The 18,177-nt window shown below is 65.6% G+C and carries 17 protein-coding genes; 9 read left to right on the top strand and 8 right to left on the bottom strand.

Annotated features, from left to right (window positions below; translation table 11 throughout):
• Positions 1-90: 90 nt before the first annotated feature.
• From ENJ37_08330 to amrB, 6 genes are all read right to left on the bottom strand, one after another.
• Positions 91-1,440, bottom strand: coding sequence for a dicarboxylate/amino acid:cation symporter (locus ENJ37_08330; GenBank protein HHL40499.1), 1,350 nt, complete (start codon positions 1,438-1,440; stop codon positions 91-93).
• A gap of 140 nt (positions 1,441-1,580) precedes the next feature.
• Positions 1,581-2,624: an AEC family transporter gene (locus ENJ37_08325; GenBank protein ID HHL40498.1), complete on the bottom strand. Its 1,044-nt coding sequence runs from the start codon at positions 2,622-2,624 to the stop codon at positions 1,581-1,583.
• 152 nt (positions 2,625-2,776) lie between these two features.
• Positions 2,777-4,633: an oxaloacetate decarboxylase subunit alpha gene (gene oadA / locus ENJ37_08320; protein ID HHL40497.1), complete on the bottom strand. Its 1,857-nt coding sequence runs from the start codon at positions 4,631-4,633 to the stop codon at positions 2,777-2,779.
• A 73-nt stretch (positions 4,634-4,706) separates the two neighbouring features.
• Positions 4,707-6,125, bottom strand: coding sequence for an acetyl-CoA carboxylase biotin carboxylase subunit (gene accC / locus ENJ37_08315; protein ID HHL40496.1), 1,419 nt, complete (start codon positions 6,123-6,125; stop codon positions 4,707-4,709).
• Between the two features lie 77 nt (positions 6,126-6,202).
• Positions 6,203-7,606: a glutamate--tRNA ligase gene (locus tag ENJ37_08310; protein HHL40495.1), complete on the bottom strand. Its 1,404-nt coding sequence runs from the start codon at positions 7,604-7,606 to the stop codon at positions 6,203-6,205.
• 269 nt (positions 7,607-7,875) lie between these two features.
• Complete coding sequence (gene amrB / locus ENJ37_08305; GenBank protein HHL40494.1) at positions 7,876-8,679, bottom strand: AmmeMemoRadiSam system protein B; 804 nt, start codon at positions 8,677-8,679, stop codon at positions 7,876-7,878.
• Positions 8,680-8,792: 113 nt separating this feature from the next.
• Here amrB and menA point away from each other — a divergent pair, with 113 nt between their 5' ends.
• Together menA and ENJ37_08295 are read left to right on the top strand one after the other, a co-directional pair.
• Entirely contained in the window at positions 8,793-9,809 is a 1,017-nt protein-coding gene (gene menA, locus ENJ37_08300; protein HHL40493.1) for a 1,4-dihydroxy-2-naphthoate octaprenyltransferase, read from the top strand.
• 94 nt (positions 9,810-9,903) lie between these two features.
• Entirely contained in the window at positions 9,904-10,371 is a 468-nt protein-coding gene (locus ENJ37_08295; GenBank protein HHL40492.1) for an Hsp20/alpha crystallin family protein, read from the top strand.
• Between the two features lie 232 nt (positions 10,372-10,603).
• Here the strand turns inward: ENJ37_08295 and ENJ37_08290 are convergent, their stop codons facing one another.
• Entirely contained in the window at positions 10,604-11,275 is a 672-nt protein-coding gene (locus tag ENJ37_08290) for a metal-dependent hydrolase (GenBank protein ID HHL40491.1), read from the bottom strand.
• Positions 11,276-11,383: 108 nt separating this feature from the next.
• On the bottom strand, positions 11,384-11,983 hold the full coding sequence (locus ENJ37_08285; GenBank protein HHL40490.1) for an HAD family phosphatase: 600 nt from the start codon (positions 11,981-11,983) through the stop codon (positions 11,384-11,386).
• Between the two features lie 352 nt (positions 11,984-12,335).
• On the opposite strand from ENJ37_08285, the gene ENJ37_08280 reads away from it, so the two are divergent.
• The 7 genes from ENJ37_08280 to mutL form a co-directional block, all read left to right on the top strand.
• Entirely contained in the window at positions 12,336-12,968 is a 633-nt protein-coding gene (locus tag ENJ37_08280; GenBank protein ID HHL40489.1) for a site-2 protease family protein, read from the top strand.
• Positions 12,968-13,999 (top strand): tryptophan--tRNA ligase, encoded by a 1,032-nt coding sequence (trpS, locus tag ENJ37_08275; protein ID HHL40488.1) that lies wholly within the window; start codon positions 12,968-12,970, stop codon positions 13,997-13,999. Before ENJ37_08280 ends, trpS begins: the two co-directional genes overlap by 1 nt.
• A 31-nt stretch (positions 14,000-14,030) precedes the next feature.
• Complete coding sequence (locus ENJ37_08270) at positions 14,031-14,819, top strand: segregation/condensation protein A (protein HHL40487.1); 789 nt, start codon at positions 14,031-14,033, stop codon at positions 14,817-14,819.
• Entirely contained in the window at positions 14,759-15,658 is a 900-nt protein-coding gene (scpB, locus tag ENJ37_08265) for an SMC-Scp complex subunit ScpB (GenBank protein HHL40486.1), read from the top strand. The genes ENJ37_08270 and scpB overlap by 61 nt, the downstream gene beginning before the upstream one ends.
• On the top strand, positions 15,528-16,409 hold the full coding sequence (locus tag ENJ37_08260) for an rRNA pseudouridine synthase (protein ID HHL40485.1): 882 nt from the start codon (positions 15,528-15,530) through the stop codon (positions 16,407-16,409). The genes scpB and ENJ37_08260 overlap by 131 nt, the downstream gene beginning before the upstream one ends.
• A 14-nt stretch (positions 16,410-16,423) precedes the next feature.
• Positions 16,424-17,164, top strand: a complete 741-nt coding sequence (locus ENJ37_08255; GenBank protein ID HHL40484.1) for an endonuclease III domain-containing protein — start codon at positions 16,424-16,426, stop codon at positions 17,162-17,164.
• The coding region (gene mutL / locus ENJ37_08250; protein HHL40483.1) for a DNA mismatch repair endonuclease MutL at positions 17,154-18,177 on the top strand (1,024 nt) is incomplete at its 3' end. The genes ENJ37_08255 and mutL, both read left to right, overlap by 11 nt.

Genomic DNA, 18,177 nt, shown 5'->3' with positions numbered 1-18,177 from the left:
GTCTTTGAAGGGGGTCCGGGGGAAACTTTCTACAGAAAGTTTCCCCCGGTGTAATTGGGTTTTCTGAACGCCTGGGTTTGTCTTGTCTGTTCATATCTTCAGCTCCTCGCTTTCTTCGAGCCGGTCTACGACGGCCGCCCCGATGGAGTCGCCCCAGACGTTCACCGTTGTGCGGCAGCGGTCGAGGAGCCAGTCTATGGAGAGCAGTATGGTTATGCCCTCGAGGGGAAGGCCTGTGGCGTTGAGGACGATGACCATGGTGACGAGTCCGGCCTCCGGTATGCCGGCGGCGCCGACGGCGGCGAGCGTGGCCGTCAGGAAGACGATGACGAGCTTTGCAAAGTCCATCTCCACGCCGTAGACCTGGGCTATGAAGACGACGGCCACGGCCTCGTAGAGCGCCGTGCCGTCCATGTTGATCGTCGCCCCCAGGGGCAGCACGAACGAGGCGCTGCGCCTCGATACGCGGTTGTTCTCCTTCACGCACTCCATGGTCGTGGGCAGCGTGGCCGAAGAGCTCGCGGTGGAGAAGGCCGTGAGCAGGGCCTGGACCATGCCGGCCCCGTAGGAGAGCGGGTTGCGCCCCCCGACGAAGAGGAGCACCAGTGGCAGCACGACGAGGGCGTGGATGAGGAGGGCCGAGAGCACGGTGGCGGCGTACCACGCGAGCCTTGTCACCTCGCCCCACACCGCCGCCCCGCCTCCGACCGCGGCGAGCCGCGCCGTGACGAGGCCGAAGATGCCTGCCGGCAGAAGGTACATGACCCAGTGGACGAGCCTTAGCACCGCCTCGTTGAGACCGTCGAAGAAGGCCACCACCGGCCCCGCCCGCTCGCCCACCGTCGTGAGCGCCGCGGCCAGGAGCATGGTGAAGCATATGACGCCGAGCACGTTGCCGCCGGCCATGGCGGCGAAGATGTTGCGCGGCACGGCCCCGGCCCCGGCGTCTCCCTCGTCGACGAAGACGGACAGCACCGTGTCTATCAGCCCGGCCTCCTCCTTTCCCGCCACACGCTCGGCGACGGCCGCGGCCCCCTCAACCCCCACTCCGGGCTCGAAGAGGTTGACCATCACAAGTCCCGTAATCACGGCAGCCGCCGTCGTGGCCATATAGTACACGACCGTGCGCAGCCCCGTGCGCCCCAGGTGACGGATGTCGCCGAGCGAGACAAGGCCCATCACCAGGCTCGCAACTATGAGCGGCAGGACGAGCAGATTCAAAAGGTTCAGGAAGAGCCTTCCCGTGAAGTCGGTGAGCCTGTAGAAGACGTACCACGGCGCAAGGCCGCCGTAGCCCGCCTCGGCGGCCTCCGCCTCCCGCTTCGCCTCGGGGAGTGCCCGCGCCGCCTCCGCGTCGCCGCCCGCCGCGGCCCTCTCAAGCCGCCTGTACTCGCGCTGCGAGGCGGCAAGCGCCTCGTGCTCCTCCACGGCCCGCTTCATGACCGCGCCGAAGAGCGACCCCGTGAGAACGGCCGCAACCAGGGCCGCCACGAGCCCGGCCATTATGAACCTTCGCGTCGAACCGTCCATCTCAGACCATCCCCTCCACGCCTCGAGCGCAGCCGCAAGTCACGGCGGCGTCAGTCGGATATGAGCACCAGCACCACAGGCGTCGTCACCACGCTCACGACGGTGCTCACGGCTATGGTCGAGGCCACGAGATCGCTTCGACCGCCGTAGCGGTGGGTCATGACGAAGTTCATCACCGCTGACGGCATGGACGAGGCCAGGATCGCTACCTGCCGGTTGAGTCCCCCCATGCCGAAGAGACCGGTGACGAACCAGGCCGCGGCCGCCCCCACGCCGATGCGGATCGCCGTGCACGCCAGCGAATCGCCCAGGTGGGCGACCCTGGCCGAATAGAGGCGGTAGCCCAGGCTCACCTGCATGAGCGGTATCGTCGCCGCGCCGAGCAGATCGACGGTGTTCTTGAGCGCCGCGGGCAGTGCCAGGCCCGAGAGGTTCAGGACCAGACCCGTCCCGGCCGCGTATATGAGCGGCAGCCTGAATATCTCGGTCATGCCGCCGCGCCCCTTGGCTATGGATATGCCCACCGAGTAGACGAGAAGACTCACCGCTATGAAGTATACGACGGCCACCGAGAGCCCCGCGGAGCCGAAGGCGAGCAGCGCCAGCGGAAAGCCCATGTTGCCGGAGTTCATGAACATGGCCGCCATGTAGAAGCCGCGTCTGTCCTCCATGGGGCGAAAGGAGAGGTAGAGACGGCTTGCAAGGGCCGTGGCCGCCACCACGGCGGCGGCCACGGCCGATACCTCCACGAGATCGGACGTGACGATGGGGCTGTCGGTGAGCGAGGATATGACGAGAGCCGGAATGGTGAGGTAGAGGAGCACCTCCATTATGGGCTCGAGGCTTATGGACCTGAAAGAGGCGAAGAGATAGCCGAGCCCTATGATGGAGAAGACCGGAAAGACGACCGAGAGGACTTCTGTAAACGCCATGGGAGAGGGCCCGAATGGTATCGTCCAGGCACACCCGCGCCGCCGACCGGCCGGGCCGCCATTGACCGCTCCCTGCGGGAACCCCTGGACGGAAGGCTCCCCGCGGGAATAAGGGAAGCTCTGATTAATTGCCCTGGGGGAAACTTTCTGTAGAAGGGCCATAGGCCCACGTTTCCCCCAGCCCCCCTTCAAAGACTTTCAATGCCCTGCGGTTCATCCCGATTTTGCTTGCAAAATCGGGATGAACCGCAGGGCGTTAAAGGTTCCCTCAGTGCAATAAATCAGAGTTTCCAAAAGAAGGCTTTCCCAGGAGACTAACCCTCGGGTTCGACTTCCAGGAGTGTTTCGTCGGGGTTGACCGAGTCGCCCATCTTGACGAGTATCTTCCTGACGACGCCGGTGATGGGGGTGTGGACCTCGTTCTCCATCTTCATGGCCTCGACGGTGAGGACCGTATCGCCCTCCTTGACGCGGTCTCCCACCGAGACCTTGATGCTCGTCACCTTGCCGGGCACCGGCGTGGTGACGTCGCCTTCCTTTCTCGCCTTGGGGCGCGAGCTCTCGGCGCTGAGCACGCCCTCGATCTCGCCGGCCGTCGTGGGGATGACCTCCGTTATGGACTCGATCATCACCTCTTCGAGGCGGTTGTCGATCATGAGGAAGAAAGGGCGCTTGCCCTCGACCTTGTGGCCCGCGCCGGCGACCTTTATGTTGTAGGTCTCGCCGTGGACCGTGACGAGGAACTCGCTGGGCGCGAGCCTGGAGACGAGCTGTCCCTCGCTCTCCCTCTCCTCCGGGACCTCCAGGGGCTCGGGCTCGAGGGTGCCGGCCTCGCGCTGCTCGAAGAACTCGAGGGCCACTATGGGGAAGAGGGCGTAGGAGAGGATGTCCTCTATGTTCTTGGCCTTGCCGTCGATGTCGCGTGTCAGGCGGTCGAGCTCGGGTTCGAGCAGGTCGGCGGGCCTGCACGTTATGGCCTCCTCGTCGCCTATGGCCTTCTTCATGACCGCCCTGTCGACCTCGCCGGGCGGACGGCCGTAAAGTCCCTTGAAATAGTTGCGCGTCTCGCTGGTCACGACCTTGTAGCGCTCGCCCATGAGCACGTTGAGGGTGGCCTGGGTGCCCACCACCTGGCTCGTGGGCGTCACAAGCGGCGGATACCCCATGTCCTTCCTCACCCGCGGTATCTCGTCGAAGACCTCGTCCATCTTGTCGAGGGCGTCCTGTTCCTTGAGCTGGTGGGCGAGGTTGGATATCATGCCGCCCGGTATCTGGACGACCAGCGTGCGCGGGTCTATGCCCGTGAACTCGCTCTCGAAGCGCTTGTACTTGCGGCGGATGCCCTTGACGACCTCGGCTATCTCTGCCAGGAGCGAGAGGTCGAGGCCCGTGTCGTAGGGCGTGTTGCGCAGCGCCGCCACTATGCTCTCCGTGGGAGGCTGGGACGTGCCCGAGCCCAGGCTCGAGATCGCCGTATCGACTATGTCTGCCCCCGCTTCCACGGCCTTGAGGTAGCTCATCGAGGCGAGCCCCGAGGAGTCGTGGGAGTGGACGTGCACGGGCAGAGAGACCCTGGCCTTGATCTTGGTGACGAGGTCGAAGGCCGCCGACGGCGAGAGGAGCCCGGCCATGTCCTTTATGCAGATCGTGTCGGCCCCCATCTCGGCAAGGCGCTCGGCCATGTCGGCGAACCCCTCGTGGGTGTGGACGGGACTGGTCGTGTAGCATATGGCCGCCTCGACGGTGGCCTTCGCCTCCCTGGCGGCCCTGACGGCCGTCTCGAGGTTTCTGATGTCGTTGAGGGCGTCGAATATCCTGAAGACGTCGATGCCGTTCTTGGCGGCCCTGGAGACGAACATGCTCACCACGTCGTCCGAGTAGTGGCGGTAGCCCACCAGGTTCTGGCCGCGAAGCAGCATCTGCAGCCTCGTGTTGGGCAGCGCCTTCCTCAGGACGCGAAGCCTCTCCCACGGATCCTCCTTCAGAAAGCGCAGGCAGGCGTCGAAGGTCGCCCCGCCCCAGACCTCGAGGCTCCAGTAGCCCACCTTGTCGAGAAGCGTGACCACCTCCAACATATCCGTGGTCCGAAGCCTCGTGGCAAGAAGCGACTGATGAGCGTCCCTCAGGACCGTGTCGGTTATATGGGTCTTTCTCGTATCGCTGTTGGACATGCTCGGTCTCCCGCTGCGTTAGGGAAAAGGCTATTCTTCAAGGCCCCCGTAAACGGGGCCGCGGCCTGGGCCTTCAGAAGCCGTGGTGGGCCGCTATGGCCGCCGAGATGGCCGCCACCAGGTCCGTGGGCTCGCCGTACTCGTAGTACTCCATGAGCTCGGGCTTGCGGTCTATGTACCCCGTGTCGAAGTTGCCGGCCTTGAAGTCGCCGTCGTTCATTATGTTGCGCAGAAACGGTATGGTCGTCTTTATGCCCCTTATGACGAACTCCTCGAGCGAGCGGTTCATGCGGCGCACCGTCTCGTCCCACGTGCCGCCCCTCACTATGAGCTTGACGATGAGCGAGTCGAAACAGTCGGGCACGATATAGTCCTTGTATATGGCGCCGTCTATGCGCACGCCGATGCCTCCGGGCGAGTAGTACGACGTCACGCGCCCGGAGCTCGGGAAGAAGTTGTTCTTCGGGTCCTCGGCGCATATGCGGCACTCCATGGCGTGGCCCATTATCTTGACGTCGCGCTGCGTGAAACCGAGCTCCCGGCCCGCGGCTATCTCTATCTGCTTTTTGACGAGGTCGATGCCCGTTATCTCCTCGGTTATGGGGTGCTCGACCTGTATCCTCGTGTTCATCTCGAGGAAGTAGTAGTTGCCGTCGCCGTCGACGAGGTACTCGACCGTGCCGGCGTTGGTGTAGCCCGCCACCTCGGCGGCCTTGACCGAGGTACTGCCCATCTCGCTGCGCTGCTCCTCGGTGAGAATGAGAGACGGCGCTATCTCGATGAGCTTCTGGTGGCGGCGCTGTATGGAGCAGTCGCGCTCGCCGAGATGCACGACGTTGCCGTGGTGGTCCGCCAGTATCTGGAACTCGATGTGGTGCGGTCTTTCCAGGTACTTCTCGATGAATATCTCGGAGACGCCGAAGGATGCCTTCGTCTCCGAGCGGGCCGACTCGACGGCGCTCTCCAGCTCCTTTGGGTCGCGGGCCACCCGCAGGCCCCTTCCGCCTCCTCCGCCCGAGGCCTTGACCATGACGGGATAGCCGATCTCGTCGGCGCAGGCCAGGGCCTCGTTCACGTCCCTTACCGAGCCCTCGGATCCGGGCAGCACCGGTATGCCCGCCTTCTTCATCATCTTGCGGGCCTTGACCTTGTTGCCCATGTCGGCTATGGCCTTGCTCGCCGGACCTATGAAGGTGATATCGCGCTTCTTGCACAGCAGCGGGAACCAGGGGTTCTCCGAAAGGAAGCCGTAGCCGGGATGTATGGCGTCGACCCCCACCTTGGTGGCCAGGTCCACTATGCGGTATATGTTGAGGTAGCCCTGGATCGGTCCCGGCCCCACCATGTACGCCTCGTCGGCCTTCTTCACGTAGAGGCTCGTGGCGTCCTCCTCGGAGTAGATCGCCACCGTGTGGATGCCGAGCTCGCGGCACGCCCTTATAACCCGCGTCGCTATCTCTCCGCGGTTGGCTATGAGTACCTTCTTGAACATCTTATACTCTTTTCATGGGCTCCCGTGTCCTGTGCAAGCCTTCTTTTTTAGCCCATCGGGGGTGATGTGTCAAGTTTTCATTTCGGCGCGGCCTTCTCCATGAAGTCCACGGCCCTCTCAAGGCGCCGCAGGGTCATTGTCCTTCCCATGGCGGCGATGGTCTCGAATATGCCGGGGCTCACGGTGGCGCCGGTGAGCGCCACGCGCACGGGCTGGGCGAGCTTGCCGAGCTTGAGCCCCGTGCGGTCGAGCACCTCCCTGAAGGCCCCTTCCACGGCCTCCTCGCTGAAGTCGTCGAGCGAGGAGAGGGCCTCGATGAGGAGCCTGAAGGGCTCCGCCCTGTCGGCCGTCAGGAACCTGCGCGCCGCCTCCGGCGCGTACTCCACCTCGTCGCCGAAGTAGAAGAGCGCGCTCTCGGCCATCTCCCTCAGGTCCGAGGCCCGTTCCCTGAGTGTGGCGGCGATCCTTTCGAGCCTGTCGTCGCCCCCGGCGTCGACGCCGAGGGCCTTGAGAAAGGGCGCAAGCAGCGCGGCGAGCTCCCCAGGCGGCGTCTGCTTTATGTAGTGCTGGTTGAGCCAGCGCAGCTTGTCGGGATTGAATATGCTGGAGCTCCTGCCGACGGCGTCGAGCGAGAACTTCTCCACGAGCTCGTCGAGGGAGAATATCTCCTCGTCGCCGTGGGACCAGCCGAGCCTTGCCAGGTAGTTGACCAGCGCATGGGGCAGGTAGCCGGCCTCGCGGTAGGCCGTGACCGACGCGGCGCCGTGGCGCTTGCTGAGCCGGGTCCCGTCGGCGCCCAGTATCATCGGCAGGTGGGCGAAGACCGGGGGCTTGTAGCCGAGCGCCTCGTAGAGGAGTATCTGCTTGGGCGTATTGTTCAGGTGGTCGTCGCCGCGGATGACGTGGGTTATGTCCATCGTCGCGTCGTCCACCACCACACAGAGGTTGTATGTGGGCGTGCCGTCGCTTCGCACGATGACGAAGTCCTCGAGCTGTGCGTGGTCGAAGGCCGTTGCGCCCTTGACCGCGTCGTTTACCACCGTGGAGCCGGCGGGCACGCGGAAGCGGAGGGCAAAGGGGCCGTCGGGCGCGTCCGTGCGGTCCCGGCAGCGGCCGTCGTAGCCCGGGGGTCTGCCCCCGGCAAGGGCCTTCTCGCGCCTGTGCGCGAGCTCGTCGGGCGTGCACCAGCACCGGTAGGCGGCTCCGGAGTCGAGAAGCCGGCGGGCGTGCTCGCTGTAGAGCCCGCTCCGGCGGCTCTGAAAATAGGGTCCCTCGTCCCAGTCCAGGCCGAGCCACCGCATACCGTCGAGAATGGCTTCTATGGACTCCTCCGTGCTTCTCGCAAGGTCGGTGTCCTCTATCCTCAGTATGAACCTTCCCTTGTGGTGCCTGGCGAAGAGCCAGTTGAAGAGCGCCGTCCTCGCCCCACCTATGTGCAGATAGCCCGTGGGGCTCGGCGCAAACCTGGTGCGTACCGTCAATGCCGTTCTCCTTGTCGTTGAGGGGAATCCTCTCCTGTCGCCGCCGGGGGGACCTCTTTCGTCCCCTCCCAATCCATCGCATCCCGCGCCGCTACCCGGAACGCCCGTCGCGAGTCGGCCGGCGCCGCGCGGACTCCCGCGCCTCCGGGGGAGGGGGGGCGGGCTGCGGGGCCGCCGCTTTGAAGGCGCGCCCGCCGCAACGCCCCCCTCCCGGAACACTCCACGGCGGACCCGGAGCGGTCCGGGTCCGCCGGTCGGGGTCCGTTCACCTACTTTATGATGACGCCGGCGTAGCCGACCACATGGTTGTAGTCGCCGCTCGTCTCGGCCGAGGTGGCGTAGCTCACCACCTTTGCGCCCACGGCGTCGAGCCTTACGGCGGCCTCGATGGCCACGGCCGCCGGCACGACGCCGCACATGGTTATATCGTGCTCCGATGTGACATCGAGAAGTCCCCTGGCGTCGAGGCGTTTTATCTTCTCGATGGCGAGCCTGTCCTTGTTGCGCGTAACCCTGTCGGATTCGTAGTGGTTCATGTCGGAGCTAACCACCATGAGGACCTCGCCGCCGCAACCCCCTATGACGTCGGCCAGGGCCGCCCCCATCTCGGCGCAGGCCTCGTAGCCCGTGTGCATGAGCGTCACGGGCACTATCCTCGCCCTGGCGTTGCGCCTCATGATGAAGGGAAGCTGGACCTCGATGGCGTGTTCGGCCATGTGGGCCGAGGCGTCGTCGCTGAAGAGTCCGCAGGCGTCAAGGAGCGCCATGGCCAGCTCCCTGTCTATCTCCACCGGGCCGAGCGGCGTCTGCCACGTCCCCGAGGCCATGACCGCCGCCCTCTCGCCGAGCCCCGTGTGGTTGGGGCCGATTACGACGACCCTTTCGGGCACGGCCGTCCTGCCGTAGACGGCGCCGGCCACGGCGGCCGAGTACATGTAGCCCGCATGGGGGGCGATGACGGCCAGGGCCTTCTCGCCGGGGCCCGCCTCGGGCATGTAGCCCTCGAGCGCCGAGAGAAGGGAGTCCCTGTCGCCGGGGTAGAAGCGGTAAGCGACGCACGGCTTGCGTATCATTGTCCACCTCGCATCGAGTTCACCGTTTACGGCGGAAGTGCTCGTGAACCAGGAAATTCTATCAGAAGGGGCCCGCACTTGTCCAGCACGGAAGCGGAGGCGCGCGCCTTGCCTTGCGTAGCGGCCTTGACGGTGGAGGGCTCTTCGGGTATAAGTGGGGAGACCATGAACGGGGAGACTCCTGCAAAACTCTTGACGCCCGCCGGAGCTGGAAGGGGCAGGCCGTGAAAAGACCCGGACTCTATCTCGCCGCCACGCGCCCCCGGTTCTTCCCGGCCGTCATCGTGCCGGTGCTCGTCGGCGCGGCGGCGGCCTGGCACGCGGAGAGGGCCTTCGACCCTTACCGGCTCCTCGTCGCCCTCGTTGCGGCCGTCCTCTATCACGGCGGCATGAACGCCCTCAACGACTACTTCGATCACAAGAGCGGCGCCGACGAGGCTAACCGCAGCCCCCTCACACCCTTTACCGGCGGAAGCCGCGTGATACAGAAGGGGCTTGTGACCCCCCGCGAGGTCCTGGCCCTCGCCGTCTCGCTCGTAACGGCCGGAAGCGCGGCGGGACTCTACCTCGCCTTCCTGAGCGGACCGCTCGTGGTGCTCATCGGGGCCGCGGGACTCCTGACCGGAATCTTCTACTCGGCCCCGCCGCTTTACCTTGCGGGCCGCGGCCTCGGCGAGGCCGCCGTGGCGCTCGCCTTCGGCATACTCGCCGTCACGGGCTCCTACTGCGTCCAGGCCGGGAGCATCGGCGCCGAGGCCGTCGCCGCATCGCTCCCGCTCGCCTTCCTCATAGCGGCGGTGCTCTACATAAACGAGTTCCCCGACTACGAGGGAGACAGGACCGCCCGCAAGAAGACGCTCATCGTCCGTCTCGGCCCTCGCGCCGCCCGCTGGGGGCTGGGCGTCATCTTCGCCTGCGCCTACCTGAGCATCGCCGCCGCCGTTGCGGCCGGCCTCCTCCCCGCGGCAGCGCTGCTCGCCTGCCTTCCGGCCGCCGCGGCCGCGCGGGCCGGAAAGGGGCTCGTAAAGGAGTACGCCGGCGGAGAGCGGCTCATCCCCCACATAAAGGCCACCATAGCCGCCCACAGCCTCACGGGCCTCATACTCTCCCTTTCGCTCGCCCTGGCTTGACAAGGCGCCGGAGCGCACCTATATTATCAGTGGAGGGCCGGCAGGGGCGCGGGCCGCGCCGGCAGAGACGAAACGGGAAAGGAGGCGAGAGGCGATGGCTATAGAGAAATGGACCCCCCTCAAGGAACTGGAGACGATGCGCCGCGAGATGGACAGGATATGGGAGGAACTCTTCACGGGCGGCCAGCGTCACAGGGGCAGGCTCGCTCCCCAGCGCGCCGCGGCCGAAGGCGTGGCCGCGCCGGCTCTCGACATAATCGACAAGGACGACGAGATACTCGTGAAGGTGGAGATGCCGGGCGTGGCCAAGGAGGACATCGACGTGTCGGTGGAGAACAACGTCCTCACCGTCAAGGGCGAGATAAGGCGCTCGGAAGAAGAGAAGGACGACGCCTACTACCACGTGGAGCGCACCTACAAGAGCTATGCCCGCTCCATCGGACTGCCCGTGGAGATAAACCCCGAGAAGATAAAGGCGGGACTCAAGGACGGCATCCTCTACATCCACCTCGGCAAGTCCGAGGCCGTAAAGCCAAAACGCATAAAGGTGGAAGTCGAGTAGCAAAAAAAGAGAGCGCCCCCGCCCTCTTGATTCGCTGAGGGAACCTTTTTGTAAAAAGGTTCCCTCAGACTCCCTCCAAAAACTTTTAACGCCCTGCGGATCATCCCGATTTTGCAAGCAAAATCGGGATGATCCGCAGGGAATTAAAAGTCTTTGAAGGGGGGCTGGGGGAAACGTGGGCCTGTGGCCCTTCTACAGAAAGTTTCCCCCAGGGTCATTAATCAGAGCTTCCCTAAATCTCCGTACTCTCACCGGGCTTCAAGACCCTCACCTCGGCTGGGCCGCCCGAAAGCCTCGCGGCGAACTCCTCCGGGTCGGCCTTTATGACGTCCCACGTGTTGTAGTGCATGGGGATTACGACCTTGGGCCTTATGAGCTCCACGGCCCGCACGGCGTCGTCTATGCCCATGGTGAAGTTGTCGCCTATGGGCACCATGGCGCAGTCGATGGAGTTGGTCTCGCCTATGAGCTTCATGTCGCCGAAGAGTCCCGTGTCGCCGGCGTGATAGACCGTGCGGCCGTCCATGGAGATTATGAAGCCGCAGGGGTTGCCCACGGCGCCGCTCTCGGTGGTGGAGCCGTGGTGGGCCACCGTCAGTTTCACGCGGCCGAAGGGAAAGTCGAAGCCGCCGCCTATGTGCATGGGATGCCCTTCGGCGCCCTTCTCGATGCAGTAGTTGACGAGCTCGAAGGGAGCTATGATCCGCGCGTTGTTGCGCTTTGCGATGTCGACGGCGTCGCCGAGGTGGTCGGCGTGGCCGTGGGTCACGAGCACGGCGTCGACCTTCACGTCCTCGGCCCTGACGGCCGCCTGGGGGTTGCCCGTAAGGAATGGATCGATGACGACGGATGCCGACGACCCCTCGATGATGAAACAGGAATGGCCGCAGAAAGTAATCTTCATGGCTCACCTCCGTGAAGTATTTGGCTGTTTCCGGGGAAGGCCCTATTCTATCACCGCCGCGCCCCCTGCACAACAGGCTTTCGCAGAGCCCGGCGGCAAGGGGAGGGCCTACGCAAGCCCCCGGCGCGCGAGCTCGCGCGCCAGCGCCCCGGCCGACTCGAAGAGCCGCGAATCCAGGCCAAGCGCAGCGGCGGCCTCCACGTACCCGGCGTTGTCGTCCACGTAGAAGCACCGCTGCGCCGCGGTCCCGCTCCTCTCCACGGCGAGGCGGAATATGGCGGCATCGGGCTTTCTCAGCCCCACCTCGTAGGAAAGGACGAGCTCGTCGAAGAGGCCGATCACGGGAAAACGCTCCCGCACGTGCTCGAAGTGGAGCTCGTTGGTGTTGGAGAGAAGAACCAGGCTCACCCTCCCCTTGAGCCCCTCCACCAGGGCGCTCACCTCCCGGTTCTCGGTGAATATGTCGGACCAGATGGCGCGGAATTCGCCGAGCGGCATGTCCGCGCCGGTGCGCTCCATGACCAGGCGGTGGAACTCCGCCGTCGAGAGCCCCCGGTCGTAAGCCTCCTCGAGCCCGCTCTCGAATATGTCGGCGTAGACCCGCCGCGCACTCCCGCCGCACCGCGCCGCCAGACGGGCGCAGATCGCCATGTGCGAAAAGTCGACTATGACCCCGCCGAGATCGAATATGACAGCTTCAGTCCCCATCCGTGCGTCTGTATTAATGACCCTGGGGGGAACTTTCTGTAGAAAGTTCCCCCCAGACCCCCTTCAAAGACTTTCAATACGAGTTGGTTTCCCCCTGTTTTGCCAAGCAAAACAGGGGGAAACCAACTCGCGTTAAAAGTTTTTGGAGGGAGTCTGAGGGAACCTTTTTACAAAAAGGTTCCCTCAGGGTAATTAAGGAGAGTTTCCTATATTATTACCCCCGGAGGCGACGGCGGTCAAGGACGAGTCATACAATATTTCATTGACCGCAACCGCTCTGCTTTGATAAGGTCGATAAATTTGGTATAATGAAGTCTTCATCCCATAATCTCTCACGGAAAGACAGGTCCAGATGTTCGAAGACATTCTCCTGAGGACCATCATAATGGCTCCTCCCATACTTCTCGCCCTCTCGGTCCACGAGAGCGCCCACGCATGGGCGGCCGACCGGCTCGGCGACCACACGGCCCGCATGCTCGGCCGCGTAACGCTCAACCCCATAAGGCACCTCGACCCGGTGGGCACGCTCGCCATATTCCTCTCCGGCATGTTCGGCTGGGCCAAGCCCGTGCCGGTGAACCCGAGAAACTTCCGCGACCCCGGCCGGGCCATGATGTGGGTGGCCCTTGCCGGACCGGTGACGAACCTCTTTCTCGCCGCCCTCTTCGCAGGCGTCTACAAGCTCTTCGTCGCCGCCGGGGACCCGCTGGGAGGACCCGTATCGAGGCCGCTGTTTCTCATGGTGGAGATGAGCATATTCCTGAACGTCGGGCTCGCCGTCTTCAACCTCATACCCGTACCGCCCCTTGACGGCAGCAAGGTGCTCGCCAACCTGCTGCCGAGCGACAAGGCCCTCACCTACCTGAGGATAGAGCCCTACGGCTTCATGATACTGCTGGTCCTCATCTTCACGGGCGTAATACACTCGGTCATGTCGCCCATCGTATATCTCACGGTCGGACTACTTATGGGAGGTGTCTTCTGATGACGGAGAGCAGGGTCGTTAGCGGCATGCGCCCCACGGGCAGGCTCCACCTCGGCCACTACCACGGCGTTCTCACAAACTGGCTCGAGCTCCAGCGCGACTACCGCTGCTTCTTCTTCGTGGCCGACTGGCACGCCCTCACCAGCGAGTACGCCGACACGAGCGCCCTGGCCGACAACGTGACCGAGATGGTAATTGACTGGCTATCGGTGGGCATAGACCCGGAGCGCTCGGTCATATTCCCGCAGTCGGCGGTCAAGGAGCACGCCGAGCTCTTCGTGCTCCTCTCGGTCATAACGCCCATGGCCTGGCTCGAGCGCAACCCCACCTACAAGGAGCAGCTCCGGGAGATAAAGACGCGGGATCTGCGCACCTACGGTTTCTTCGGCTACCCCGTGCTCCAGACGGCCGACATAATACTCTACAAGGCCCACAAGGTGCCGGTGGGAGTGGACCAGGCCCCGCACATAGAGCTTGCAAGGGAGATCACGAGGCGCTTCAACCACTTCTACGGACCCGTCTTCCCCGAGCCCGAGACACTGCTCACCGCGGCGCCCAAGCTCCTCGGCACCGACGGCCGCAAGATGAGCAAGAGCTACGACAACGCCGTCTATCTCTCCGACGATCCCGGCGTGGTGGAAAGGAAGCTGCGCACCATGGTGACCGACACGGCCAGGAAGCGGCGGACCGACCCGGGGGACCCGGCCAGGTGCCCCTTCTACGAGTCCTTCCACAGGCTCTACTCCGACGACGCGGTGCTCGAAGAGGTGCGCAGCGGATGCTCCACCGCCTCCATGGGCTGCATCGAGTGCAAGATGAAGGTGATACCCCTCGTGCTCGAGCGCCTCGAGCCCGTGCGCAAGAGGAGGGCCGAGCTCGAGGGCGACCCGGCCGTGGTGGACGGGATACTGGAGCGCGGGACCGGGAAGGCGGCCGCCCTGGCGGCCGAGACGATGGACGAAGTGCGCCGCGCCGTGGGGCTGTCGAGGCGGCGCGCAAAGGCCCGCCCGCCCCGCTGCGCCGGGCGCTGACGGCGGGGAGACGCCGGGCCTGCGGGGGGCCATGGCTTACAGCGTAAGGCTCGACATATTCGAGGGGCCGCTCGACCTCCTTCTCCACCTCATCAGGAAGAACGAGGTCGACATATACGACATCCCCATAGCCGAGATCACCGACCAGTACCTCGAGTACATGGAGATGCTCAAGAGCATGAACCTCGACCTGGCCGGCGAGTTCCTCGTCATGGCGGCGACCCTCGTGCACATAAAGAGCAGGATGCTCCTGCCCGCGCCGGAGAAGGAGGAGGGCGACGACGAGGAGTGGGGCGCCGACCCCCGCGAGGAGCTCGTGCGAAGGCTCCTTGAGTACCGCCGCTACAAGGAGGCGGCAAGCGAACTCGAGGCCCGCCTGGTGCTCGGCCGCGACGTCTTTGCGCGCGGCGCGGAGCTCTGCGCCGAGGACTTCAAGCTCGACGAGCCCCTCGTGGACGTCTCGCTCTTCGACCTCATGGACGCGTTGCGCGAGGTGCTCGGACGCGCACCGAAGACCTACAGCGTCGACATGACGGTCGACAAGTTCAAGGTCGTCGACAAGATAAACTACATAATGGACTTCCTCTCCGAGACGGCCAGCGCCCCCTTCGCCGCCCTCTTTCCGGCCGGCGCATCGAAGGGCGAGATAATCGTCACCTTCCTCGCCCTCCTCGAGCTTGCCAAGATGCGCATGGTCCTCCTCCACCAGCACGACGGAGGCATAAGGGTCTACCTCCCCGGCGGTGCGAGCGGGGCGGAATGCGCCGGGCCGGTCCAGCCGGTCGCGGAGGGGGACGGGGCGCGGAAGACCGACCGTTGAAGGACGCGATGGAAGAAGAAAAGACGCAGGACCCCGCCGCCGCGCCCGCAGAAGGGGCCGGGCCTCCGTCCGGCGCGGCGGCGGAGGGAGAAGCGCGGGACGAGGGGCGCGGCGGCCGGGCCGGCGCCGGAGCGGGCGGCGCAGGGCCCGGGGGAGACGAGGCCGACGTGGAGAGGATAAAGCCCGTGCTCGAGGCCCTAATCTTCGCCTCCGACCGGCCGGTAAGCCTCGAGCGCCTCGTCTCGGTCATGGAGGGCGAGGAACGGGCCGCCGTGAGGGCCGCCCTCGACTCCCTCGTCGACGACTACGCGGCCGGCCGGGGCTTCACGCTCGAAGAGGCGGCCGGGGGGTGGCGTTTCCGCACACGGGTAGAGTACGCCCCCTGGATAAGGAGGCTCTTCAAGGCCGGTCCCAAGAAGATGAGCCGCGCCGCCATGGAGACGCTCGCCGTCATAGCCTACAAGCAGCCGGTGACGAGGGCCGAGATAGAAGAGGTGAGGGGCGTGGACACGGGCGGCGTGCTCAAGACCCTGCTCGAGCGCAGGCTCGTCAGGGTGGTGGGAAGGAAGGACCTGCCCGGCAGGCCCGCCGTCTACGGCACGACGCGCCAGTTCCTCGAGACCTTCGCCCTCAAGGACCTGGGCGCGCTGCCGAGCCTCAAGGAGGCGGCCCTGCCCGAAGAGACGGCCGAGGAGTTCGAAGAGGAGCATGAAAGAGAGACTTCAGAAGATACTGGCCGCGGCGGGGGTGGCGTCGAGGAGGAAGGCCGAGGAGATGATCCTCGAGGGGAGGGTCAGGGTCTCGGGCCGGGTGGTGACCGAGCCGGGCACGAAGGCTGACCCCCGTACCGACCGCATAGAGGTGGACGGAGCGCGGCTTCGGCCGGGCGGCCCCAGGCTCTACATCATGCTCAACAAGCCCAGGGGCGTCATAAGCGCCGTCTCCGACCCGGCGGGCAGACCGGTCGTAACCGACCTGGTGCGCCAGGGCTCCAGGACAAGGCTCTTTCCCGTGGGCCGTCTCGACTACGACGCCGAGGGGCTCATCATCCTCACAAACGACGGCGGCCTTGCGAACCTGCTCATGCATCCCCGCTACGGCGTGCCCAAGAAATACCTCGTCAAGGTGAGGGACGTGCCCGACGGGGCGGACATAAGGCGCCTGGAGCGGGGCGTGGTCCTCGAGGACGGCCGCACCCTGCCCGCAAGGGTGCGCCTCGCGGCGAGGACCGACGAGAACTCGTGGCTCGAGATCACCGTCACCGAGGGACGCAACAGGCTCGTAAAGCGCATGTGCGCCGCCGTGGGACACCCCGTCTCGAAGCTCAGGCGCGTGGAGTACGGCCCCCTCAAACTCGGCGCGCTCGCCCCCGGCCGGTCGAGGCCCCTTACGACCCGCGAGGTGGAGAGGCTGCGCGCCGCCGTGTCGGGCAAGGCCCCGGCGGCGCTGAGACCAGGCGGCGCACAGGGCGCAGAGGGGCCGGCGGCCGGCGGCGGAGCCGCAGGGAGGGTGCGCCGGCGCAGAGGCTCCAGGCCGACGCGCAAGGACCGCAGCGGCCCGGGGACAGGCCGCAAGAAGCGGGCAAGGTGAGCATCGACGGCGAGATGGAGACCGACAGGGCTGCAACTACCGCTCTGAGGCCGCAGCGGCCCGGAGGGAACGAACTCCCGGCGCTTCTGCGCGCCTTCTACGACGCCCTCTTCGCAAGCTTCGGCCCCCAGCACTGGTGGCCGGGACGGACGCGCTTCGAGGTCGTCGTGGGGGCCATACTCACCCAGAACACGGCGTGGACCAACGTGGAGAAGGCGATCGCTAGGCTTCGGGAGCGCAGGATGCTCACGGCCGAAGCCCTCCATCGCGCAACGCCCGGAGAGATCGCCGGGCTCATACGGCCGGCCGGCTACTTCAACGTCAAGGCCGCAAGGCTCAAGGCCTTCACGGACCGGCTCTTCGAGCGCCACGGCGGAAGCCTGCGAAGGCTCTTCCGCCTCGACGACGGCGCCCTGCGCAAAGAGCTCCTCTCCGTCAAGGGCATAGGCCCTGAGACGGCCGACTCCATAATGCTCTACGCCGCGCGCCGCGCCGTCTTCGTCATCGACGCCTACACGAAACGCATATTGACGCGCCACGGCCTGGCCGACCACGCCGCAGACTACGCGGGGTTGCAGCGGCTGTTCATGGACAACCTCCCGCCGGATACGGCCCTCTTCAACGAGTACCACGCCCTGCTGGTGAAAGCGGGCAAGGATTTCTGCCGCCCCGCTGCGCCGAGGTGCGGTCCCTGTCCGCTCAACCCCTACCTCGAGGGAGACGGCCCCCTGTTGCAGAAGAGCCATGGCCGGTAACGCCCCCGCCGTCATAAGGCTCATGAGCGAGTCCCTGGCCTCGAAGATCGCGGCCGGCGAGGTGGTGGAGCGTCCGGCCTCGGTCGTAAAGGAGCTCGTCGAGAACGCCCTGGACGCGGCCGCCGCCCACATCGCCGTGCTCTGCGAGGAAGGGGGCCGAAGGCTCATCCGCGTCACCGACGACGGCTCGGGCATCGGCGAGGCCGACGCGCCGCTTCTGCTCGTGCGTCACGCCACGAGCAAGATAAGGGACGAAGAGGACCTCGAGGCCATAACCACCATGGGCTTTCGCGGCGAGGCGCTGTCGAGCATAGCGGCTGTTGCGCGCCTCCGCATAAGGACCAGGACGAGGGAGTCCGTCTCGGGCGTGGAGGTGAGGGCCGAAGACGGCGAGGTGACGATAGTCGAGGCGGGATGCGCGCCGGGCACGACCGTCGAGGTGCGCGACCTCTTCCACAACACGCCGGCGCGCAGGAAGTTCCTGCGCACCGCCGGCACCGAGTTCGGCCACGTCATGGAGACCGTCAGGCGCGCGGCCCTCGCTCACGCCGACAAGTCGTTCCGCCTCGTGCACGGCGGGAAGACCGTCTTCAACTGCCCGCCGTCGTCGCTTGCCGACCGTGTGGCCAGGCTCATGGGCGAAGAGGTCCTCGAGGGCATGGGCGAGGTGGACGCCCGGGCAATGGGCCCCAAGGGGCTGGACATAAGGGGCATCGTCGGAAGGCCGGAGCTCACCTACCCCGCGCCCAAGGCCCTCTATACCTACATCAACGGCCGTCCCGTAAGGGACCGGACCGTCACGCGCGCCGTGCTCGACGGCTACGGCGGTCTCGTGGCTGCGGGCCGCTACCCGGCGGCCGTCATATTCATCGACATGCCGCCCTCCGAGGTGGACGTGAACGTCCATCCGGCCAAGACCGAGGTGAGGCTGCGCGACGGCTCGGCCGTGTACAGGGCCGTTCGGGCCGCCGTGGAGCGGGCCCTTCGGCGCGGCGGGGGCGGCGGCGGGGGGG

It is taken from the genome of Deltaproteobacteria bacterium (assembly GCA_011375175.1).
GTDB lineage: Bacteria > Desulfobacterota > GWC2-55-46 > GWC2-55-46 > DRME01 > DRME01.
Note: the sequence above shows the minus strand (reverse complement) of the source record. Positions and strands in the feature narration are given on the sequence as shown.